We start from the raw sequence: 22,037 nt of genomic DNA, 5'->3' as shown, positions 1-22,037 counted from the left end.
CGGATGCCCCCTTGGGATCAGGTGATTCGGTAGGCAGACCGGCGCATCATCCCAAACTCATCGGCCGGCCACCCGCCGTCTCGCGCAGGTGGGATCGGTCGACGCCAGCCAGGCCGACCACCTCGGCGTCGTCCAGCGCCCCGCAGTCCAGCCCGCGCAGCAGGAACCCGGCGAGCGCCCGGGCGGTGGCCGGCTCGTCGAGGATGCCGCTGTCGGCCCGGTCGAGGTACGCCCGCAGCCGCCCGGCAGCCGCCGGCAGCCCGTCCCGATAGAAGGCGAACGTCGCCGCGAAGCGGGTGGGCAGCTGCCCGGGGTGCAGGTCCCAGCCCTGGTAGAGGCCGCGTTCCAGGGACCGGCGGACCAGCCGCAGGTGCAGCTCCCAGCCGGCGTGCACCGCCGCGCGGTCGCCGACCGGCAGCACGTTGGTCGACCCGTCGCTGACCGCGACCCCGGTGCCGGCCGCCGCCACCTGGAGCACCGCCTTGGCGTGGTCGGCCACCGGATGCTCCAGGCTCTGCCAGCCGGCGGCGACCCCCAGCGCGGCGGAGTAGTCGTAGGTGCCGTAGTGCAGCCCGACGCAGCGCCCGGCGGCGGCGTGCACCATCCGGGCGACGGTCGCGGTGCCGTCGGCCCCGAGCACGGCCTGCGGGGTCTCCACCTGGATCTCGAAGCGCAGGGACGGCAGCCGGTGGGCGGCCTCCAACTCGGCGCAGAGCTGCACCATCGCCTCGACCTGGGGCAGCGACGTCACCTTCGGCAGGGTCACCCGGAACCCGTCGGGCAGGGTCCGGTGCCGCAGCAGCGCGTCGAGGAAGAGGTCGAGCGTGCGTACCGCCCGGCGGCGCGTCGCCGGCTCCAGCGACTTGATCCGCAGCCCGACGTGGCGGGGCACCGGCCCCCGGGCGAGCGCGGTGGCGGCGGCCCGGACGGCGGCGTCCTCCTCGGCGTCGTCCCGGACGCCGTACCCGTCCTCGAAGTCGATCCGCAGGTCCTCGATGGGCTCGGCGGCGAGCTTGGCGCGGACCCGGGCGGCCAGCGCGTCGGCCACGCCGGGCAGCGGGCCGTGCCGGTCGAGCGCCGCGAGCGCGGCGGCCCGCCACTCGTCGACGGTGTCCGGGCCGTACCGGTCGGCCGGCACGTAGACGGTGTGCACGGGCTGGCCCGTCGGCGCCAGGCCCGGGTAGCGCGCGGCCCGCTGCCGGTCGTCGTCGGCGAGGAGGGCGTCGAGCCGGCGCAGGACTGCGGGGTCCACCATCAGTCGATCATCCGGTAGGCGGGCAGGGTGAGGAAGTCGACGAACTCGTCGGCCAGCGCCACCTCGACGAAGAGTTCCCGGGCCGCGTCGGCGTGCGGCCCGCCGAGCGGTTCGGCGTCGACGAGCCGCCGCACCAGTTCCGCGGTGACCGGCTCGCCGGTGTCGAGGGTGACCGCGCCGTGCACCCACTGCCAGACCTGGGAGCGGGAGATCTCGGCGGTCGCCGCGTCCTCCATCAGGTTGTCGATGGCGACCGCGCCGCTGCCGGCCAGCCAGGCGGCCAGGTAGCGCAGCGCCACCGAGACGTTGGCGCGCAGCCCGGCGGCCGTCGGGGGCGCGACCGACGCGGACAGGTCGATCAGGGCGGCGCCGTCGGCCGCCACCTCGTCGCGGCGCCGGTCGAGCTGGTGAGGGCGCCCGCCCAGCACCGCGTCGAACTCCTCGCGGCAGACCGGGACGAGATCCGGGTGGGCGACCCAGGAGCCGTCGAAGCCGTCGGCGGCCTCGCGCTGCTTGTCGGCCCGGACCCTGGCCAGCGCCCGCGCGTTGACCTCCGGGTCGCGGCGCGACGGGATGAAGGCCGCCATGCCGCCGATCGCCATCGCGCCGTGGGCGTGACAGGTCCGCACCAACTGCTCCGTGTACGCGCGCATGAACGGCGCGGTCATGGTCAGCGATGCGCGGTCGGGCAGGACGTACGCCGGGCCGGCGTCGCGGAAGTACTTGATGATGCTGAACAGGTAGTCCCAGCGCCCCGCGTTGAGCCCCGCCGCGTGTTCGCGCAGCTCGTAGAGGATCTCGGCCATCTCGAACGCCGCCGGGATGGTCTCGATGAGCGCGGTGGCCCGGATGGTCCCGGCCGGCAGCCCCAGGTGCTCCTCGGCGGCGGCGAAGACCTCGTGCCACAGCCGCGCCTCGCGGTGGCTCTCCATCTTCGGCAGGTAGAAGTACGGGCCGGAGCCGGCGGCCAGCAGCGCCCGCGCGTTGTGGAAGAAGTAGAGGCCGAAGTCGACAAGCGCCCCCACCGCGGGTGTCCCGTCGATGCGCAGGTGCCGCTCGTCGAGGTGCCAGCCTCGGGGCCGGACGACGATCGTGGCGCGCGGCGCGTCGGTGCGCAGCGCGTACTCCCGGCCGTCGGCGGCGGTGAACGAGGCTGTGCCGGCGATCGCGTCGCGCAGGTTGACCTGGCCGGACACCACGTTGTGCCAGTGCGGCGTGTTGGCGTCCTCCAGGTCGGCCAGCCACACCTTCGCGCCGGAGTTCAGCGCGTTGATCATCATCTTGCGTTCGGTGGGACCGGTGATCTCGACCCGCCGGTCGGTCAGGCCGGCCGGGGGCGGGGGCACCCGCCAGTCGCCGGAGCGGACGTCGGCCGTCTCCGGGAGGAAGTCGAGCCGCCCGGTGCGGGCGACCTCGGCGCGGCGTTCGGCGCGGCTGCGCAGCAGCTCCGCCCGGGTGGCGGCGAACCGGCGGTGCAGGCCGGCGACGAAGTCGAGCGCGTCGGGGGTGAGGATCTCCCCGGCCCGGTCGACCTCCGGCCCGCTGACGATGACGGTCATTGTCGTCCTTCCTACCCGAAGACTTCCGTCGATGTCCGGGCCACCAGTCTGCCCCGGCGCTCGCCGGGTCGCACCGGTCGGCCGGCGAGCCAGGTCTGCCGGACGACGCCGCGCAGCCGGCGACCGGCGTACGGGGTCACCGGGTGGCGGTGCGCGAGCCGCGCTGGGTCGACCACGAACGTCTCGTCCGGGGCGAACACCACCAGGTCGGCCCGGTTGCCGGCGGTGATCGCCCCGCGTCCGGACAGCCGGGTGAGGGCGGCCGGCGCGGCGGCCATCCAGCCGACCACCCGGTCGAGGCCGATTCCCCGCCGCCGGGCCTCGGTCCACACCAGCGGCAGGCTCAGCTGTACGGAGGCGATGCCGCCCCACGCGGCGGCGAAGTCACCGGTGTCGAGCGCCTTGAGCCCGGCGGTGCACGGCGAGTGGTCGGAGACGACGCAGTCGATCGTGCCGTCGCGCAGTCCGGCCCACAGCGCGGCGCGGTTGGCGTCGTCCCGGATCGGCGGGCAGCACTTGAACTCGGTGGCTCCGTCGGGGACCTCGTCGGCGCGCAGCACGAGGTAGTGCGGGCAGGTCTCGGCGGTGACGGGCAGCCCCTCGTCCTTCGCCGCCCGCAGCAGCGGCAGCACCGCCGCGCTGGACACGTGCACGACGTGGGCGCGGCAGCCGGTGCGGCGGGCCGTGTCGACCAGCCGCGCGACGGCGCGCGACTCCGCCTCGGGCGGCCGGGACGCGACGAAGTCGAGGTGGCGGCGGCCGACCGGCGGCGGTGCCGCGGCGAGGACGTCCGGGTCCTCGGCGTGCGCGACGAGCAGCCCGTCGAAGCCGGCGACCGTCGTCATGGCGGTGTGCAGTGCGACGGCGTCCAGCGGCGGGAACTCGTCGACCCCGGACGGGGCCAGGAAGCACTTGAACCCGACGACCCCGGCGTCGTGCAGCGCCCGCAGCCGCTCGGCGTTGCCGGGCACCGCGCCGCCCCAGAACGCGACGTCGACGGCGAGTTGACCCCGGGCGGCGGCCCGCTTGGCGGCGAGGGCGGCGGCGTCGACGGTGGGCGGGACGCTGTTGAGCGGCATGTCGACGAGGGTGGTGATGCCGCCGGCCGCGGCGGCGGCGGTCGCGCTGGCGAACCCCTCCCACTCGGTGCGCCCCGGCTCGTTGACGTGCACATGGCTGTCCACCAGCCCGGGGAGCAGCACCTCGTCGTCGGCCAGGCGGACCTGGTCGCCGTCGACGGGCGCGTGCCGGTCGGTGACGGCGACGACGCGGCCGTCACCGACCACCACGGCGGCGGGGCGGATCCCGTCGGGGGTCACCACCCGGTCGGCCCGCAGGACGATCACGCTGGTCCTCCGGTGCCGCCGGTCGTCTGCCACTCGGCCAGGGCCGCGCGGCGGCGGGCGGCCGACACCGTGCCGAGCACCCGCAGCCGGGCGAAGCCGCCGTCGGGGTGGATCGCCACCCGCACGTGCGACAGTTCGGGGCCGGCGGCGACCGGGAGCCGGTGGCGCTGGTCGGGCTGCACGGGGGTGGGCGGCAGCACCGGCACCCAGTCGTCGGTGCCGGCGACCCGGCCGGTCACTTCCACGGCGTCGGGCGCGTTGCCGAGGAAGTGGGTGGTGTCGACCACCACCTGTTCGCAGGTCCCGGGCAGGCCGAGCCGGACCAGCACCCAGTCGTGCCCGTCGTCGCGGCGGCGGGCGGTCTCCCAGCCCTCGCCCATCGACCGGGCGCGGCCGGGGAGCAGCAGGTGCGTCGGGTCGGAGTAGAACCGGTCCGAGCAGTCCTCGACCACCGCGCCGTTGCTGACGGCGGCGAGGTCGACGGTCGTGGTCAGCAGCCGCGGGTCGGGCAGCACCCGGCCGTACGCCCGCAGCCGGGCGACCCCGCCGTCGGGGTGGATGGCCAGCCGCAGGTGGGTCCAGCGCCGGGGGTCGGCCAGCGGGTAGCTGTTCTCCCGGTCGCCGGCCGCCGGTGACGGGGGCAGCAGCGGCTGCCACGGCGCGGCGAGCACGTCGGCGAGCGCGGGGTGGCCGTCGACCGTGGTGGCGTCGACGGAGACCAGCGGCGGGTAGTTGCCGGTGAAGTGCGCGGTGTCGACGACGAGGCGCTCGACCACGCCGCTCGCCCCGAGCCGGACGATCACCCGGTCGGCGTCGTCGGCGGTGGCCCGGGGCCGGCGGCGGCGGGTCTCCCAGCCGTCGTACACCTTGCCGCGCGGGCCGAACTCGGGGTGGGCGGCGGCGGGGCCGGGCTGGACGAGGCGTTCCTTCTCGGCGAAGAACTCGTCGGTGGCCCACGGCACCGAACCGCCGAGGGCGCGGGACGCGAGGTCCACCGGGTGGGCGTTCACGCGGGGATCCCGGTGCCGACGACGGTTCCCCGGGCCAGCACCAGCCGGACGTCCGCCGCGCGGGCGACGTCGGCCAGCACGTCGCCGCCGACCGCCACGAGGTCGGCGGCGTGGCCGGGGGTGATCCGGCCGGTGCTCGCGCCGAGCCCGCAGACCTCGGCGGCCCGGGTAGTCGCGGCGCGGAGCACGTCGGCGGCGGGGTAGCCCGCCTCGGCGGCCAGGGCGAGACCGAGGTGGAACCGGCCGAACCGGGTGTCCGCCGGCCCGGCGTCCGTGCTGATCACGATCCGCTCCCCCAGTCCGTCGTCGAGCAGCCGGCGCAGCACGCCGAGCTTGTCGCGGAAGTACCGCTCCAGCCGGGCCACGACCCGCTCGTCGGGGTCGGGTCGGCCCCGCTGGTCGAGCAGCGTGTCGTAGCCGCCGGCCTGCATGGTCATGCTCAGGTACGTCCCGGCGTCGCGGATCATCCGCACCGTCTCGGCGTCGTACTCGACGGTCGGGTCGCCGCCGGCCACCGGGCGCAGGAAGTCCAGGTGTTCCAGGCAGTCGACGCCGGCGGCCACGGCCTGGCGTGCCGACTCGGCGGCCCGGCAGTGCGCGGCGGTACGCAGTCCCCGGGCCCGGGCCGCGCCGACCGCCGCGCGCAGGTGCTCCCCGGAGTAGGTGCACTCCTCGGGCCGGCTGCCGGCGGTGCCGCCGCCCGAAGCGATGATCTTGATGTGGTCGACGCCCTCGTCGGCCAGCCGGTGCACGGCGTCCCGGATCTCGGCGGGGGTGCCGGCGGTGCCGCCGCAGAAGTGGAAGTGACCGCCGGGCGGGGTGAGCGGACGCCCGGCCGCCAGCACCCGGGGCGCGGCCGGGGCGCCGGCGAGGAGGTCCCGCAGCCGGACGCCGAGCGTGCCGCGCGCCCCGTTGTCGCGGACCGTCGTCACGCCGCAGCGCAGGTGACGTTCGGCGTTCGCGCGGCCGAAGGCGAGCAGGTCGGGGTCGGGCAGCTCGTGCACCGCCTCGTAGCCGCGCCGGTCGGCCGGCAGGGTGAGGTGGGCGTGCGCGTCGACGAAGCCGGGCAGCAGCGTGGCGTCGCCGAGGTCGAGCACGACGGTGTCGTCGGGCAACGGGTCGGTGGCGGCGCACACCGCCTCGATCGCGCCGCCGCGCACCAGCACCACGGCGTCGGGTCGGGCCGGCTCGCCGTCGCCGGTGAGGATCCGCGCGGCGCGCAGTGCCAGCGGGCGGGGAGCGGTGCCCACTCAGCCCGCCGTGGCGTAGAACTCGGCGATCGGCGCGGCGAGCACGTCCTGGGCGACGGCGATGTCACCGGCACGCCCGAGCAGGCCCAGCAGCGCCTCGACGGTGTAGTCGCCGAGCGGGGCCTCCCCGACGGTGCGGCGGGCCCCGATCACCAGCGCGCCGACGCCCGCCTCCAGGATCGCGCCGAAGCACATCGGGCACGGCTCGAAGGTGGTGAGCAGCAGCGCGCCCCGGAGGCTGTCGATGCCCCACCGGGCCGCCGCGGTCCGCAGGGCCATCACCTCGCTGTGCGCGGTCGGGTCGCTGGTCGAGACGACCCGGTTGCGCTCGGCGACCGTTCCCGAGGCGGTGACCACCACCGACCCGAACGGATGGTCGCCGGCGGCGAGCGCCTCGCGGGCCATGTCCAGCGCCTCGCTCATCAGTTGGTCCTGGTCGACTGCCTGCACGGCACACCTCCGGAATCCTCGGCTTCTTGGTATACAGAACACTAGAAGCCGATTGTTTCGGCGATGCTTCGGGGGGCCGGGTCAGCCCCGCTCCAGCCGCCCGGTGGCGAGATACCCGACCGCGCGCTCCCAGGCGACCGCAGCGGTGGACGGGTCGGCGTCGTGGTGCTCGAAGAGCATCGCCAGCGCCGGCACCTCGTGCCGCCCCATCGCCAGGACGCCGCACGGCACATCGACGACGACCACGTCAGCGGGGTGCATCCGACGGTGCAGCGCCCGGATCTCGGTGGCGAGCCGGGCCAGCGCCCCGGCCGGGGCGCGGTCGAGGTCGCCGGGCGAGACGGCGGTGTCGATTCTGGTCATGGCGCCGATGGTGGCACACGGTCCAACACCTGCCGACCCCGGAAACACGACTGCAACACGCGGAAATTGTTCTGTGACTTGTGTTCTGTATACAACTCGCAGCGGTTGCGGTCGCCACCGCCAGGACGACCACAGGAGGCACCGACAGCCATGCGGATCGGCATCGACGGTCGCAAGATACCGGGGAGCGTGGGGCGCGGCCCGGTCGACAACGTCCGGTACGCGCACGAACTCGGCATGGACGGCATCTTCTTCCGCACCGTCCTCGACATGACCCCGACCCTCGACGCGGGCGTGCTCCGCGACGTGCGGGACTGCGCCGACGAGCTGGGCCTCTACCTCGAAGCCGGCCTCGGCAAGGTCAACCCGTACGCGATGGCGGAGGCCCCCGAGCTGCGGGCTGCCGGCGACGGCGACACGCTGCTCGGCTTCACCCGCATGATCGCCGCCTGCGCCCGGGTCGGCATCACCGAGCTGTGGGCCGGCACCGCAAACTACAAGCCCTACGGCGGCCGCTACGCCTACGACCGGTTCCGCACCGACGTCGACTGGTCCGACCAGCTGGCGGCCACCGCCAAGTTCCTGGGCCGGCTCGCCCCGATCGCCCGCGACCACGGGGTGCACGTCAACCTGGAGACGCACGAGGAGATCACCAGCTTCGAGGTGGTCCGCCTCGTCGAGGCGGCCGGCCCGGACACGTTCGGCATCGTCTTCGACACCTCCAACCTGCTCCAGCGTGGCGAGCACCCGCTGCGCACCGCCCAGCGGGTGGCCCCGTACGTCCGGCAGACCCACATCAAGGACGCCGCGCTGAGCTTGACCCCCGACGGCGTGCTCTACCAGGAGCGGACCGTCGGCCTCGGCGTCGTCGACCTCCGGGCGATCCTGCCGATCCTGCACGCGGCCAACCCCGACCTCACCATCACCATCGAGAACGCGCAGCCCTGGGACGAGGTGGCCGTCACCTACCCCACCTTCACCACCGAGCAGATACCGCTGCGCGGCCGCACCCTGGTCGAGGTCTTCGACCCCGCGTGGCAGGCCGGCCACCCCGACATGTCGGTCGCCGAACTCGGCGCCTACCTCCAACTGGCCCGGCACAGCGACGCGTTGATCGCCGCCGGCACGCTGCCGACGTTCGACGAGTGCGCGCCGGACACCTTCGGGTTCGACGAGGCCGTCCAGGCCGCGCGGGCCAGCGCCGACGTGCTGCGGACGATCGTCGCCGAGGCGGGGCTGGCCGGATGACCGACGCCGACCGCCTGGGCGTGTTCGCCGGGAGCCTCGCCGACGAGCGGCTCGACGCGGACACCGCGATCGCCCGCGCCGCCGGGCACGGCTTCGCCGCCTGCCTCTTCGGCTCGGTCTTCGAGGTCAGCCCGACGCTGGACCCGGGCGAGATCGCCGCCCGGCGCGACGCCGCCGCGGAACGGGGCGTCGAGGTGGCGGTCGGCTCGGTCAACCTGCACCCGTTCCGCGTCGGGCAGGACGCCCGGCTGCTCGCCGCCGGCGACGGCGACGTCCGGGCCGGCCTGGCCCGGATGGTCGAGACGTCGGCCCTGCTGCCCGGGCGGGAGCTGCTGGTCATCGTCGGCCGGATCGAGGACCGCTACGACCGGCTGACCCCCTGGCCCGATCAGCTCGACCTGACCGCGCGACTGCTGCGCCGGCTCGCGCCGGTCCTGCGCGACCACGGGCTGCGCCTGGCCCTCAAGACCCACGAGGAGATCACCGGCGGCGAGGTCGCCCGGCTGGTCGACGCTGTCGGCGCGGACGTCGCCTGCGCGTCGCTGGACCCGGTGAACCTGCTGGTCAACCTGGAGGATCCGGTCGTCGCCGCCGGCCGCCTCGGCGCGGCGGTCGCCCAGCTGATCCTCGACGACGCCGTGCTCGTCCTCGACGGTGACACGGCCACCCGGCTGCTCTGCCCGGTGGGGGAGGGCCAGGTCGACTGGCCGGCCCTGATCGACACCCTCCGCCCGCACTCCCCGACCCGCTGGGTCGAACTGCACCGCGGCCAGTTCACCGCCGCCCCGTTCGACCCGGGCTGGCACGCCGACCACCCCGACCTGCCCCTGTCCGACTACGCCGAGGTCCTGCGGCAGGCGGTGCGGTGCACCGCCGCCCTCGACCCGGCCCGCCTCGCCGGCCTGCGCGCACAGCAGGCCCGGCCCACCCACCGGCTGGCGGCCACCACCACCGCCGCCCGCTCGCTGCTGACCCCCGGTTCAGGAAGGATCCACCACAGATGAGCACCTCCCCCCTCCACGCTCGTCGTTCGGGCGTCGATCGTCGCCACCTCCTGCGGGGCGTGGCCGGTGTCGCCGGCCTCACCGCCCTCGGTGCCTCGCTGACGGCCTGCGGCTCCGACACCGGCTCCGCCGCGACCGGGGCGAGCGCCGCCCCCGTCGCGACGGGCCCCGGCCCCGGCGGCTACAAGATCGACCTCGGCGGCTACCAGGGCCCCGAGCTGACCGCCAAGCCGGTGACCCTGCGCTTCATGCGGCAGAGCTACTCCCCCGAGGTCAACGACTTCTTCACCGGCCTGTACGCGAAGTTCACCGCGGCGTACCCGAACATCACGATCAAGGAGGAGCTGGTCCCCTACGGTGACCTGCCCACCAAGCTCAAGGTCTACGTGGCCTCGGGCGACGCGCCGGACGTCATGATGGGCCGCAACGACTTCACCCCCGCCTACGCCGCCGGCAAGATCGCGCTGCCCCTGACCGGCTACTTCACCGACACCTACCTCACCGACATCTACGCCCCGCTGCGCGAGGCTGCCTCCGCCGACGGCAACCTCTACTGCCTGCCCTGGGACAACAACGTCGAGGTCCTGCTGTTCAACCGGGACCTGTTCGCCAAGGCGAAGGTGGCCCCGCCGCCGGAGACCACCAGCATCGACGGTGGCTGGACGATCGAGCAGATGATCGACGCGATGCGGGCCCTCACCAAGAACCTGAAGGCCACGGACAGCTCGCTGTGGGCGATGGCGGCGTCGACGGCCGGCAACGGCGGCCCCGGCTCCAACTACACCCAGCACGAGAGCTTCTGGATCCGGATGATGGGCGACCCGGCGGCGGCCAGGGACTCCGACGAGTACAAGACCTGGGCCGGGGTGAGCGACGACGGGTTCAGCGTCACCGGGTACGTCGACAGCGCGGGCGCGATCCAGGGCATGAAGAACTACCAGACCTTCTTCAGCGAGGACCTGACCCCCAAGGGCGCGGTGCCCGACCAGCTGACCGCCGGCACCGCCGCGCTGTCGATGGACTCGTTCAGCATGGCGAACCTCTACGAGTCGGCCGGCGGCAAGCCGAAGTTCGGCTGGGGCGTGTCGCCGATGCCGAAGGGCCGGACCCTGTTCGGCTGCAACGCCTCCGACTCCCCGATCGTCTGGGCCGGGTCGAAGAACCCGAACGAGGCCGTCGCCCTGGTCGCGTACCTGTGCAACGACGCCAACCGGATCGGCTTCGCCCGGATGTGGGGGTCGGTGCCGGCGCGCACCTCGCTGATCACCCAAATGCAGGAATACCAGGGCGAGAAGCAGCAGCTCGCGGTGGCCCTGGCCAAGGCCAGCTCGGGCGTGCCCCGCACGGTCGGCTACTTCGACTACTTCAACGCGATGAACCCGGCGGTGAAGAACATCGCGCTCGGCGCCGACCCCGCGGCGACGCTGCACACCACGGCCAAGCAGATCGACGACCTGCTCGCGAAGTACCGGTAGACCCATGACGATCGGGGTCCGGCACCGCGTGCGACCCGTGGCTCGCCGCCCGGCCTGGGAGGGTTCCTCCCGGGCCGGGTGGCTGCTGGTCACGCCACTGCTGGTCGGCCTGGGGCTGTTCCAGTTCTATCCGATCGTGGTGGCCGGCTGGCAGAGCCTCCAGTCGTTCAATCCCTTCACCGGGGCCAGCCGGGGCTACGTGGGCCTGGCCAACTACTCGGCGCTCCTCGACGACCCGCAGTTCGTCGCGGCGCTGCGCAACACGGTTCTCTACATCGTCCTGACGCTGGTGGTGGAGATCCCGCTGGCGCTCGGCCTGGCCCAGCTGATCAACTCGCGGCTGCCGGCCCGTGGGCTGCTGCGGATCATGGTGATCGCCGGTCTGGCGGCCTCGGAGACGGTCGCCGTGCTGGTGTGGAACCAGCTGTACGACCCGACGCACGGCCTGTTCAACTCCGCGCTGCGGATGGTGAGCCTGGACGCGCAGCCGTTCCTCACCTCGCCGTCGCAGGCGCTGCTGGCGATCGTGGTGATGTCGGCGTGGAAGAACGTCGGGCTGGCCGTGCTGATCTTCCTGGCCGGGCTGCAGAACGTGCCGCCGGAGCTGCACGAGGCGGCCAGCCTGGACGGGGCCGGCCCGGTGCGCCGGTTCCGCGCCATCACCCTGCCGCTGCTGCGCCGCTACGTGCTGGTCGCGCTCTTCGTCTCCACGATCTCGGGGACCCGGATCTTCACCCCGGTCAACCTGATGACCCAGGGCGGCCCGGACGACGCCACCACCAACCTCACCTACTACGCCTACCAACAGGCGTTCCAGTACTCGTCCCACGGCGTCGCGGCGGCCACCACGGTCTGCATGCTCGTGCTGGTCTGCGTCGTCGCCCTCATCCAGGGCGTCGCCCTGCGGGAGAAGACATGACCGTTCGCACCGCCGGGACGGCGGCCGCCCCGGCCGTCGCGCTGTCCCGCCCCGAGACGCCGCCGGCCACCGCGCGGCGTCGCTCCGCTTCCGCGCCGCTGTGGCGCGGGGTACGCCGGCTGCCCGCCGCGCTCGGCATGGTGCTGGTGGCGGTCCTGTTCGGCTTCCCGTTGCTGTGGATGGCGCTGTCGGCGTTCAAGACCACCGCGAGCGTCGTCGCGGACGCGTACCCGCTGACCTGGCGCAGTGTGCTGCCGAGCGACCCGACGCTGGGCAACCTCGGCCGGCTCTTCGGTGAGCTCGGCTTCGGCCGGACGATGTGGAACACGCTCGTCGCCTCGGCGGGGCAGGTCCTCGGGTCGCTGGTCGTCTGCACCCTGGCCGGCTACGCCTTCGCCCGCATCCGGTTCCGGTTCCGGGAGCCGCTGTTCGCGCTCTGCATGGTGGGCGCGTTCATCCCGATCGAGGCGACCGTCGTCCCGTTGTACGACGTGGTCAAGGGCCTGGGGCTGCTGTCGACGTACCCCGTGCTGTTCCTGCCGTTCGTCTGCAACCCGTTCGGGGTCTTCCTCATGCGGCAGGGGTTCCGGGACATCCCGGAGGAGCTGTTCGAGGCCGCCGCCGTCGACGGGGCCGGCGTCGGGACGCTGTTCTGGCGCATCGCGCTGCCCAACGTGCGGCCGACGCTGGCCTCGCTGGCCCTGATCCAGTTCATCTGGTCGTGGAGCAACTACTTCTGGCCGCTGGTGGCGATGCAGGACCCGAAACGCCAGGTCGCCCAGGTCGCGATGGCCGCGCTCCAGACCAACGCCAACAACCAGCCGATGTACGGCGAGATGTTCGCGGCGGCCACGGTGATCACGATCCCGCTGGTGCTGCTCTCGATCAGCCTGCAACGCCACTACGTGCGCGGGATGCTGACGGCCGGGCTGAAGTAGCGGCCCGGCCGTCCAGCGGCAGCACGTCGGCGAGCAGGACCAGCGACGGCTTGCGCCCGCTGGCGATGTGTTCGAAGGCCAGCTCGCCGGCCCGCTCGACCTCGCCGCGCAGGATCGCCCGCAGCAGCTTCTCGTGGGCGCGGCAGGCCGCCCTGGGGTCCCGGGCGGCTGTCAGCCGGAACAGCCACTGCACCCGGCCGCTGATCGGCCGCATCATGGTGCGCAGCAGGGCGTTGCCGGAGAGCTCGACGACGAGCCGGTGGAACTCGGCGCTGGTCGCGGCGATGGCGGGATCGTCGCCGTCCTGCACGGCACGCTTGGCGCGCTGGAGGTTGTCCTGCAACGCGGCGACGGTCTCCTTCGCCTCGGGCTGGCCGCTGCGCTGGGCGGCGAGCCGGGCGGCGAGGGTCTCCAGGCTCTCCCGCACGTCGAAGAGGTCGTCCACGTCCCGCAGGGTCAACTGGGTGACGAAGGTGCCGCGCCGGGGCGCGGTGTAGACCAGCCCCTCGGCCTCCAGCAGCGGGATGGCCTCCCGCAGTGGCACCCGGGAGACGCTGAGCTGGTCGGCGAGCCACTGCTCGCGCATCTTGGTGCCGGGTGCGATCTCGCCCTCGATGATCGCCGTGCGCAGGTGCTCGTAGATCTGGGCGGACAGCGAGCGGTCCGCCGTTCCGATCGGCTCGGCCACGCCTACGGGCTCCATCCTCGCGGTGTCGACAGCGGTCGGAGTCACGGCGCCGTCATCAGCAATAGCTGCACAAAGTATACATTATTGCAGCGCAGCGAGCGCTCGTGGTGCCCGGCGCAGGCCGGACACGATGCGGCGGGCCCGGCCTGCGCCGGACCCGCCGCTCGATCGAACTCACGCCGGCCGCTGACTCACGCCGTCAGCGTCGGCTCGCGCTGTCAGCGCTGCAGGGTCAGCAGACCCGGCCGGTACGGCAGGAGGCCGTAGTCGACGCCGTTGGAGCTGGGGGAACGACCCTGGTAGAGCAGCTGCAGGTTGCAGGGGTCGACGGTGAACGTCTGGTCGGCGCTGGTGCGGATCAGCTCACCGTGGCTGATGTCGTTGGTCCAGGTCGCACCGCTGTTGGCCTTGCCGGCGAACGGGTTGCTCTCCGTCGCCGCCTGCGGCGTCCAGTTGCCGTCCAGGCTGGTGGCCGTGAACGAGCGGAAGTAGCGGCCCTGCGCGCCCATCGCCTCGACGATCATCAGGTACCGGGTCTGGCCCTGGAGCTTGTAGACCTGCACCGCCTCGAACAGGTTCGCCTGGGTGTCGCTCATGATCGTCGTGTACGACGAGCCGAAGCTGCCCGGGAAGTTCCCGAGCGGCATGCTCGACCGGTAGATCTTGCCGTTGTCCCCGGCGAAGAACAGGTACATGTTCCGGTCGTCGGCGATCAGGGTCTGGTCGATCGGCCCGGTGCCGGAGCCGGTGATGCTGCCCGTGAACAGCGTCTGCGGCGCGGACCACCCGTTGGCGTTGGTCGGGTCGGTCGACGTGCGGTAGTTGAACGCCGCCCCGCCCCACTGGTAGGCCAGCACCCAGATGTTCTTCGGCGCGAAGTAGAACAGGGTCGGCGCGACCGTCCCCGAGGACATGGTGTTCTGGCTCGCGGTGGCCATCTCCGACCAGTTGGTGAACAGCCCGAAGTTCATCGAGCCCCACCTGGTGCCGAAGTCGTGGGTCGTCGCGTAGACGAGCTGCTTGCCGTTGTAGGGGGCGACGGTGAAGTCCTTCAGCGAGACCCAGCCGGACTTCGGCTGCGCCAGCGCGCCCGTCGACGACCACCGGTACGTCGACGGCAGGTTGCAGGTGCCGGTGGGCGGGGGCGTCGTCGGCGGGGGCGTCGTGGGGGGCGGCGTCGTCGGCGGGGTGGTCGGGGACCCCGTCGGCGGGGTCGTCGGCGTCGTGCCGCCGTTGCACGTCACGCCGTTCACGGCGAAACTCGTCGGCACCGGGTTGCTGCCCGACCACGACCCGTTGAAGCCGAACGACACCGAGCCGTTGGTCGCGATCGCCCCGTTGTAGCTCACGTTCTTCGCGGTGACCGCAGTCCCGCTCTGGGTGACCGTCGCGTTCCACGCCTGCGTGACCTTCTGGCCCGCGCCGTAGGACCACGTCAGCGTCCAACTGCTCAACGGGTCGCCCAGGTTGGTGATCGACACGTTGGCGCCGAATCCGTCCTGCCACTGCGACGACACGGCATAGTTCACCGAGCAGCCGGCGGCTGCGGCGTTGGCCGGCAATGCCACGGCGACCGTCGCCGAAGCCAGCAACGCGACGCCGGCGGACACCACACCAACATTGGTCGCTTTGGATCTTGCCATAAGGCATCCTCCTGATGGGACGGCGGCCTGCAATTGGTGGTGGCCTCTACATGTGACCGTTAACAGCCGCGTCAGGTATGTTACGGGAGCGCTCCCATCGCCTCAAGACATTGATGACCGGCCAACTCTTACGGCGCAATGAAGCTGAGCCTTGGCTCAGGACCGCGCGGGCCGCGTCCGCGCGGGGGCCCGGCCACGCAGCAGCGGGCACTGCTCCGGGCCGGAACGGCGTTCCGGCCCGGAGCAGTGCCAGTGCGGTCGGTCTTGCCGATCAGGAGAAGTTCACGTCGCTGCACCACATGTAGGCCTGGTCGAGGTGCGACGCCTGCCAGATGACGAAGACGATGTGGTGGCCGGTGTATCCGGAGGTCGAGACGTTGAACGTGATGTTCTGCGCCGGCGCGTAGCGCCCGGTCTGCGTGATGAAGTCGAGGTTCCCCCAGCCGAGACTCTGGGTGGCGGGATTGAACCCCTGCTTGCTGACGTAGACCTTGAAGTAGTCAGCGCCGTGGCTGGCCTGGTCGTAGAGCTGGATCGAGAAGTTGCTACCGATATTGGTCTTCTTCCACGCGCCGGGCCTGTTCAGGCTGTCGTTCCGGCTGAGGGCGTTGCTGCACAGCTGCCCGTCGGGGGTCTTGGCCTGGAACTGGCCGCCGAGGCCGTCCCGGAGCGCGCTCATCCAGTTCCACATGGTGTCCGGGTTGGCCTGGAATGCCTGGTAGCACATGGGGTCCTGCTGCTGCATGGCCGGATCCGTGTGATGGCTGCCCCATGCCTGCCAGCACTGGTAGGCGCGGGTTGCCGGACTGACGATGGTGCCGTGGGCCTGAGCCGCGCCGGCCCAGGTCAGCGTGCCGGCCAGCATGGCGAACACCACGACGAGCGCCTGCACGGACCGGCGGACGGCCGAGGGGGACCGACGACCGGATTGATCGGACTGGGGTGGAAGCACAGCACATCCTCCTTCTCCGGCGCTCAATATAGGGTTAAGAGCGCTTTCCACCAGCATCGCACCAATAGGTCACTATATCAATGATCATCTATAGATACCTGGCCGAGCAGGACATTCGGCGTGCTTCCCGCGCTTTCGATCCGGGCCCTCGCCCCAGGTAGGTAGCCGGGTCAGGGCCGGGTTGAGTAGTCGTTGCTCAGGATGCGGCCGGGCGTCGCCCCGAGACTGGTTCCAGCGAGCCGGGCTCCCGGTTCACCGGTCCAGGAGCGACGAAGCCATGCCGTACACCACCTTTGCCCGTGCCGAGAGACACCGCCGACGCCGTCGCCGACGCCTCGCCGCGGCTGCCCTCGCCGCCGTCACGGCCGCGACCGTCTCCCCCGTCGCCGCCGCCCCGCCCGCCGCCGGCCGAACCTGCCCGTGCCGGACGCCCTCGTGGTGATGCTCCGCCCGCAGGTCCGCTCCGCCCCGTTGACCTGGTGATCCGTACGGAACAACGGGCGTCCGGAACCACCGGCCGCCCGAGCCGTGCTGTGCCTTCGGACGATCACCGGCCGTCGCCACGGGTGCGAGGATTGGCCCCGCCGGGCCGGCTGGCGGGCCGTGCTGCCGGCAACCGGGGAGACCGGGCAGGACAGGGGGCGACGGTGGCGACTGCGACCGCGATCGGTTGGCCGTTCGTCGGCCGGCACGCCGAGGTGGAACAGGTGACCGACGCGCTCGTCGCCGGGCACCTCGACGCGGTGCTGCTGACCGGCGCGTCCGGGGTCGGCAAGAGCCGGCTGGCGCGGGAGTGCCTGGCCGAGGCGGAGTCCCGGGGCCACCCGGTCGCGCACGTGGCCGCCACCGCCAGCGCCTCCGCCGTACCGCTGTCCGCGCTGGCCCCGCTGCTGCCGGCCCAGGTCCAACTGGCCGATCCGCACCAACTCTTCGAGGCGGTGCGCCACCGGCTGCGCGAGCAGACCGGCGGCCGGCGTTTCGTCCTCGCGGTGGACGACGTCGACCTGCTCGACACGGTCTCCCTGGCGTTGTTGCAGTTCCTGCTGGCCGACGGAAGCCTCTTCGTGATCGCCACCCAACGCACCGAGAGCCAGGTGCCGGACGCGCTGGACAGCCGGTGGCGGGACGGGCGGGCGCTGCGGCTGCGGCTCGACTCGCTGGAACGGCGCAGCGTCGAGACCCTGCTCCACTTCGCCCTCGGCGGCCCGGTCAGCGCCGCGGCCAGCGAGGCGCTCTGGCAGGCGAGCCAGGGCAACGTGCTCTACCTGCGGGAACTCGTGAGCTGCGGGCAGCGGGACGGCACCCTCGTCTGCACCGACGGGACGTGGCGGCTGACCGGCCCGTTGACCGGCAGCGCCGGCGTGGTGGAGATGGTCAGCCGACGGCTGCACGCCCTGACCCCCGGGCACCGCGCCGTGCTCGAACTGCTGGCCCTGTGCGAGCCGCTGGGCGTGGACGACCTGCTGGCGCACTCACCGATGGACGTCCTGGCCGATCTGGAGGAGCAGGGCCTGGTCCAGGTCCGGGAGGACGGCCGCCGACAGGACCTCACCCTGGTCCATCCGCTGCACGCCCAGGCGCTGCAACGGGCCATGCCCCGGCTGCGCGCCCGGTCGCTGTTGCTCACCCAGGCCGACCGGATCGAGGCCTACGGGGCCCGGCGCAGTGGGGACCCGCTGCGGCTGGCCTCGTGGCGGCTCGACGCGACCGGCACCGCCGACCCGGACCTGCTGGCCCGGGCCGCCCACCTGGCCCGGTTCGCACACGACCTGCCCCGCACCGCGCGCCTGGCGGAGGCCGCGCTGCGGCACGGCCCCGATCCGGCGGTCGGCCTGCTGCTCGGCGCGGCCCTGCACGAGCAGGCCCGCTACGTCGAGGCGGAGCGGGCGTTCGCCGCGGCGGCGGGGGTGGCCGGCGGGCCCCCGTTGCTGCGGCTCGCGGTGACCCGGGCACTCAACCTGCTGCACGGCCTGCGCGACGTGGCCGGGGCGGACGCCTGCCTGGCGGACGTACGCGCCCAGGTGCCGCCCGACCATCCGGCGCTCGCCGCGGTGGAGGCGCTGCTGCTCAACGAGACGGACACCGACTCGGCGCTGCGGCGGCTGGGCGACGAGCCCGCCGACGAGCACCACGACCTCAGCCGGGTGCTGTGGCTGCGGACGCAGGCCACCCTGCTGGTCGACGCCGGGCGGATGGTCGACGCGGTGGCCGGCGCGGAACGGGGCGTCGACCTGCACCAGCGGCTCGACCACCGGATGGTGGTGTCGCACCCGGCCACCCAGCTCACCGTGCTCGGCGAGGCGCTGCTGCGGCAGGGCCGCCTCGACGAGGCGACGCAGGCCGTCCGGCGGGGCCTGCGCCTGGCGGTCGGCGACGGCGTCGATTCGCTGATCGGGGTCTTCTCGGCCCAGCTCGGCGCGCTCGCGCTGCTGCGCGGCCGGGTCGCCACCGCCGAACGGCACTTCCGGGAGGCGCTCGCCCAACTGCGCGGGACCGGCCGCCCGGCGGCCCTCGGCGGGGCGCTGTCCGGGCTGGTCGTCTCGCTGGCCTGGCAGGGCGCGCCGGCCCCGGACGACCCGCTCGACGATTCGGAGCGCGACCTCGTCACGCCGGCCGCCCGGGCCTGGGCGCTGGCCGGCGCGGGGCAGCAGCGGGAGGCCCGCCAGGAGCTGCTGGCCGGGGCCGCGACCGCGCTGGGCCGGGGCCGGCGGGGGCTGGCCGTGGAGCTGCTGCACGACGCGGTGCGGCTCGGCGACCAGGACGCCGCCCGGCAGTTGCTCACGGTGTCGGGCGTGCAGGGCCAGCTCGCCGCCGCGCGGGTCGGGCACGCTCGGGCGGTGCTCGACCGTGACCCGGAGGCGCTCGCGGCGGAGGCCCGCGCGTTCGAGGCGTGCGGTGCGGACCTGTTCGCGGCGGAGGCGCTGGTCACCGCCGCCGACCTGCACCGGTCGGCGGGCCGCCCCCGGCAGGCGGCGCTGTGCGCCAACCAGGCGGCGGCGCTCGCCGCGCGCTGCGAGGGGGCGCGCACTCCGGGCCTGCTCACCTCGTCGGCGCAGCAGCCGCTGACCGCCCGGGAACGCGAGATCGCGCTGCTGGTCGCCGGGGGCCAGAGCAGCCGCAGCATCGCCGAGACCCTGGTCATCTCGGTGCGCACCGTGGACAACCACCTGCAGAGCATCTACGCCAAGTGCGGGGTGAACAGCCGGAGCGGGCTGGCCGAGATGATCGGCCCGGTGGGTCGGGCCCGCGCCGGAGAGGACGGTGGGGCGTGAGCCCGGAGCAGGTGGAGCTGGTGCGGGACAGCCTGCGGGCGATGGGCCCCCGGTTGGACGCGGTGGCCGACGACTTCTACGGGCGGGTGTTCGCCCACCACCCGGAACTGCGGGCGATGTTCCCCGCGGAGCTGGCCGGCCAGCGGGAGAAGTTCGCCGAGGAGCTGCAGACCATCGTGGCGGCGATCCCGGACCTCGACGGGTTCCTGGCCCGGGCCCGGCTACTCGGGGCCCGGCACGGCGGGTACGGGGTCCGTGCCGCCCACTACCGGCTCTTCCGCGACCTGCTGCTGGAGTCGTTCGCGGCCGAGCTGGGCGAGGCGTGGACCGAGGCGCGCGCGAGCGCCTGGCGGGGCGCGTACGACATGGTGTCCGAGGCGATGATGATGGGCACCACCCGGGCCCGTCAGCCGTCGTTGTTCCGCCGCTGACGCCTCCCGTCCTGGGCCCCGGCGGCGGGACGGTCCGTCAGTTCCGGCCGAAGACGCCGCTCAGGGCCACCTGCGCCGAACAGCTCAGCTCGCCCGGCGCGAGCTGGGTGTGCGACGGCCGCCAGAGCCGGGCACCGTCGGCGGTGACGCGGGCCATGAGGCAGTCGTACTGCGCCGCCCGCAGGGCCACGCCGACCTGGCCGCCCTGGCTGAGGACCTCCTGGCGTACGGCGGGATCGATCCCGAGCCCGGCGAGCGCGGCCCGGACGGACGCCTCCGTGGGCTCGGCCTTCTCCAGCGCCTTCGCCAGCCGGTCGTCGACGCCCCGCAGCGACGGGTCCCTGCTGACCGGCACGGGCTCGACGGCCGGGCAGTCGATGTCGTCGTCGCGGCTGTCCTCGTCGGGACCCAGTTCGAGGCGGAAGCAGATCGGCACGTCCCGCTCGTCGATCACCGACCGGTCCGCGCCGAGTTCGACGCCGTGCCCGACGACCCGCAGCACCAGGGTCACGCCGGTCTGCCAGTGGGTCTCGCCCCGCACCGAGAGCACCGTGACGTCGGGGTGCTGGCCGGCGGAGTGCACGAAGTCGTCGGCCTTGTAGATGTGGTCGTAGTCGAAGCGCTGCTCCACGGCGTCCACCTTCGTGGCGGCGTCGGCGACCGCGCTGTCGTGCAGCGGATCCGAGGGGCGGAGGAAGAACCAGTACGCGCCGGCCGCCAGCAGGGCCACCACGGCGCACAGCGCCACCGAGCCGTACACCAACCACCGGGAGACCGCCCTCACCGGGCCTATTCTGCCGGCCGCGGGTCCCTCCCCGCTGCCCCGGGATCCGGACCGTCCTGCACCGACGGGCCCGTCGGTGCAGGACGGGTCACCGGTCCTGGAGCAGCCCGCGCGCGGTCATGAAGGTGCGCAGCGTCTCGGCGTCCTCGGCGGACATCAGGCCGCGTGGGATCACGGTCGCCGGCGTCCGGCCGACGTACACGATCCAGAACTCCGGGGTGACCCGCACCTGGTCGACCCCGTCCCACGCGATGCCGCCGGACTCCGAGCCGCTGCGCATCATGATGTTGTCGTCGGTGATGTCGTAGCCACCCTCGACGGCATAGCTGCCGGACCGCCGCCGGGCCCGCCACCGCACCCACGGCGCGTACAGCATCGACAGCAGGCCGCCCACGAGCAGCGACAGCCACAGCGACGAGAACTGCTCGCCCCGCGCGGACCCCCGCGAGACGACGAACCCGATCGCCCCGACCACGGTCAGCACCGCGCCGACCAGGCCGTACCTCCGCAGCCGGACGCTGCTGAGCGCCGCAGCCACGCGGCCCGGGTAGGCAGGGTCGGCGGGTACATCGAAGCGAATGTGCACGCCAGAACGATAGTGCTCCCGCCCGGCCTCAGCAGCCGAGCCGCTTGGTGGAGAGCGCGATGTCGTCGATCCAGAGGTCGAACTCGCCCGGCGTGGTGCCGCCCTGGTAGAGCTGCCAGCCGATCTTGACCGTGTCGACCGCCGGCAGGACGAAGGGAACGTCGTTGCCGCCGTGTTCGGTCGTGGAGGCGGTCAGCTCCGGGTTCGCCACGCCGTCGATCCACACCGCGACACGGTTGTCCGCCGGGTCGAGTTCCCACTCGAAGCACTGCCAGGTGTCCTCGGTGACCGGGGCGGACTCCCGCCAGTTGGTCCAGTCGCCGGTCGGGCCGCCGTCGGCGCCCACGCCCCAGAAGGTGCCGGGGACCGTCGGCGCGTACTGGCCGCCGACCGGGCGCACGACCTCCGAACTGCCCGTGCCGGTCGCCTCCACGAGGGTGAAGTGCGCCCAGTCGGGGGCGGTGGGGAACGCGTCGACGCGCAGGCGCATCCGGCCGAAGAAGCGGTTACCCGGTGCGGCGAAGTCATCGACGCGCAGGAAGGCGCGTCCGTTGTCGACGGTGTGGACGTGCAACACCTGGTTGCCGTGGCGGGCCCGCTCGACGGCGAGCGTGCCGTTGCGCGTGTCGACGCCCCACTTCAACGTGCTGGGGCCACCGATCGGCAGCCGCTCGAAGTCTTCGCAGAAGAGCAGGTCACGGTCGCAGGACCGCGGGGAGCCGCCCGACGCGCCGGCCGGGACGCTGCCGGCCGCGCTGCCGATGATCAGGGCGGCGGTGAGCACCGCGAGGAAACTGCGCATGGTCATCCTCCATGACGTCCGGAGCCTCGGCCGTTCACGGCGGGTCGGAGGTCGCACGTCTC

The 22,037-nt window shown here is 73.4% G+C and carries 20 protein-coding genes; 7 read left to right on the top strand and 13 right to left on the bottom strand.

The genetic code is table 11. From position 1 onward, the window contains the following. Positions 1 to 46 precede the first annotated feature (46 nt). The 7 genes from LPA42_RS07320 to LPA42_RS07290 all read right to left on the bottom strand — a co-directional run bounded on the left by LPA42_RS07320 (position 47) and on the right by LPA42_RS07290 (position 7,233). Positions 47 to 1,255 (bottom strand): aldolase/citrate lyase family protein, encoded by a 1,209-nt coding sequence (locus tag LPA42_RS07320; RefSeq protein WP_077935130.1) that lies wholly within the window; start codon positions 1,253 to 1,255, stop codon positions 47 to 49. Continuing rightward, a complete protein-coding gene (gene aceB / locus LPA42_RS07315) occupies positions 1,255 to 2,814 on the bottom strand; it encodes a malate synthase A (RefSeq protein ID WP_077935131.1) in 1,560 nt (519 codons plus the stop codon). The genes LPA42_RS07320 and aceB overlap by 1 nt, the downstream gene beginning before the upstream one ends. Positions 2,815 to 2,825: 11 nt before the next feature. Beyond that, on the bottom strand, positions 2,826 to 4,160 hold the full coding sequence (gene allB / locus LPA42_RS07310; RefSeq protein WP_198956374.1) for an allantoinase AllB: 1,335 nt from the start codon (positions 4,158 to 4,160) through the stop codon (positions 2,826 to 2,828). Continuing rightward, the gene (alc, locus tag LPA42_RS07305; RefSeq protein WP_077935133.1) at positions 4,157 to 5,170 is read right to left on the bottom strand and encodes an allantoicase; all 1,014 of its coding nucleotides are present in this window, start codon (positions 5,168 to 5,170) and stop codon (positions 4,157 to 4,159) included. Before alc ends, allB begins: the two co-directional genes overlap by 4 nt. After that, on the bottom strand, positions 5,167 to 6,420 hold the full coding sequence (locus LPA42_RS07300; RefSeq protein WP_077935134.1) for an amidohydrolase family protein: 1,254 nt from the start codon (positions 6,418 to 6,420) through the stop codon (positions 5,167 to 5,169). The genes alc and LPA42_RS07300 overlap by 4 nt, the downstream gene beginning before the upstream one ends. Next, on the bottom strand, positions 6,421 to 6,870 hold the full coding sequence (locus LPA42_RS07295) for a nucleoside deaminase (protein ID WP_198956375.1): 450 nt from the start codon (positions 6,868 to 6,870) through the stop codon (positions 6,421 to 6,423). A gap of 81 nt (positions 6,871 to 6,951) precedes the next feature. Then, positions 6,952 to 7,233, bottom strand: a complete 282-nt coding sequence (locus LPA42_RS07290) for a hypothetical protein (RefSeq protein WP_077935135.1) — start codon at positions 7,231 to 7,233, stop codon at positions 6,952 to 6,954. A 150-nt stretch (positions 7,234 to 7,383) separates the two neighbouring features. On the opposite strand from LPA42_RS07290, the gene LPA42_RS07285 reads away from it, so the two are divergent. From LPA42_RS07285 to LPA42_RS07265, 5 genes are read left to right on the top strand one after another with little or no spacing between them, the layout of a single operon-like run. Further along, entirely contained in the window at positions 7,384 to 8,481 is a 1,098-nt protein-coding gene (locus tag LPA42_RS07285) for a sugar phosphate isomerase/epimerase (protein ID WP_077935136.1), read from the top strand. Further along, positions 8,478 to 9,485 (top strand): sugar phosphate isomerase/epimerase, encoded by a 1,008-nt coding sequence (locus LPA42_RS07280; RefSeq protein WP_077935137.1) that lies wholly within the window; start codon positions 8,478 to 8,480, stop codon positions 9,483 to 9,485. Before LPA42_RS07285 ends, LPA42_RS07280 begins: the two co-directional genes overlap by 4 nt. Next, positions 9,482 to 10,960: an ABC transporter substrate-binding protein gene (locus LPA42_RS07275; RefSeq protein WP_077935138.1), complete on the top strand. Its 1,479-nt coding sequence runs from the start codon at positions 9,482 to 9,484 to the stop codon at positions 10,958 to 10,960. Before LPA42_RS07280 ends, LPA42_RS07275 begins: the two co-directional genes overlap by 4 nt. A gap of 4 nt (positions 10,961 to 10,964) precedes the next feature. After that, positions 10,965 to 11,879, top strand: a complete 915-nt coding sequence (locus LPA42_RS07270; RefSeq protein WP_077935139.1) for a carbohydrate ABC transporter permease — start codon at positions 10,965 to 10,967, stop codon at positions 11,877 to 11,879. Beyond that, positions 11,876 to 12,817, top strand: a complete 942-nt coding sequence (locus tag LPA42_RS07265; protein WP_077935140.1) for a carbohydrate ABC transporter permease — start codon at positions 11,876 to 11,878, stop codon at positions 12,815 to 12,817. Before LPA42_RS07270 ends, LPA42_RS07265 begins: the two co-directional genes overlap by 4 nt. Here LPA42_RS07265 and LPA42_RS07260 read toward each other — a convergent pair. From LPA42_RS07260 to LPA42_RS07250, 3 genes are all read right to left on the bottom strand, one after another. Beyond that, complete coding sequence (locus LPA42_RS07260) at positions 12,765 to 13,505, bottom strand: GntR family transcriptional regulator (protein ID WP_198956376.1); 741 nt, start codon at positions 13,503 to 13,505, stop codon at positions 12,765 to 12,767. The genes LPA42_RS07265 and LPA42_RS07260 overlap by 53 nt on opposite strands. 218 nt (positions 13,506 to 13,723) lie before the next feature. After that, the gene (locus tag LPA42_RS07255) at positions 13,724 to 15,148 is read right to left on the bottom strand and encodes a non-reducing end alpha-L-arabinofuranosidase family hydrolase (protein WP_228986434.1); all 1,425 of its coding nucleotides are present in this window, start codon (positions 15,146 to 15,148) and stop codon (positions 13,724 to 13,726) included. Between the two features lie 271 nt (positions 15,149 to 15,419). After that, positions 15,420 to 16,100: a lytic polysaccharide monooxygenase gene (locus LPA42_RS07250; protein ID WP_198956379.1), complete on the bottom strand. Its 681-nt coding sequence runs from the start codon at positions 16,098 to 16,100 to the stop codon at positions 15,420 to 15,422. 647 nt (positions 16,101 to 16,747) lie between these two features. Between LPA42_RS07250 and LPA42_RS07245 the strand changes: the two genes are divergently transcribed. Further along, complete coding sequence (locus LPA42_RS07245; RefSeq protein WP_158229349.1) at positions 16,748 to 19,372, top strand: AAA family ATPase; 2,625 nt, start codon at positions 16,748 to 16,750, stop codon at positions 19,370 to 19,372. Further along, positions 19,369 to 19,803, top strand: a complete 435-nt coding sequence (locus tag LPA42_RS07240; RefSeq protein ID WP_077935149.1) for a globin domain-containing protein — start codon at positions 19,369 to 19,371, stop codon at positions 19,801 to 19,803. Before LPA42_RS07245 ends, LPA42_RS07240 begins: the two co-directional genes overlap by 4 nt. 37 nt (positions 19,804 to 19,840) lie before the next feature. Here LPA42_RS07240 and LPA42_RS07235 read toward each other — a convergent pair whose 3' ends face one another. From LPA42_RS07235 to LPA42_RS07225, 3 genes are all read right to left on the bottom strand, one after another. Beyond that, complete coding sequence (locus tag LPA42_RS07235; RefSeq protein ID WP_144082479.1) at positions 19,841 to 20,587, bottom strand: hypothetical protein; 747 nt, start codon at positions 20,585 to 20,587, stop codon at positions 19,841 to 19,843. Between the two features lie 88 nt (positions 20,588 to 20,675). Continuing rightward, positions 20,676 to 21,173: a YcxB family protein gene (locus tag LPA42_RS07230; protein ID WP_077935151.1), complete on the bottom strand. Its 498-nt coding sequence runs from the start codon at positions 21,171 to 21,173 to the stop codon at positions 20,676 to 20,678. A 28-nt stretch (positions 21,174 to 21,201) separates the two neighbouring features. Continuing rightward, on the bottom strand, positions 21,202 to 21,975 hold the full coding sequence (locus LPA42_RS07225; RefSeq protein ID WP_198956380.1) for a hypothetical protein: 774 nt from the start codon (positions 21,973 to 21,975) through the stop codon (positions 21,202 to 21,204). Positions 21,976 to 22,037: the final 62 nt, after the last annotated feature.

This window comes from Micromonospora sp. DH13 (assembly GCF_020873825.1).
In the GTDB taxonomy this organism is placed as follows: Bacteria; Actinomycetota; Actinomycetes; order Mycobacteriales; family Micromonosporaceae; genus Micromonospora; species Micromonospora haikouensis.
The sequence above is the reverse complement of the archived record's forward strand: the minus strand, read 5'-3'. Positions and strand labels throughout refer to the sequence as shown.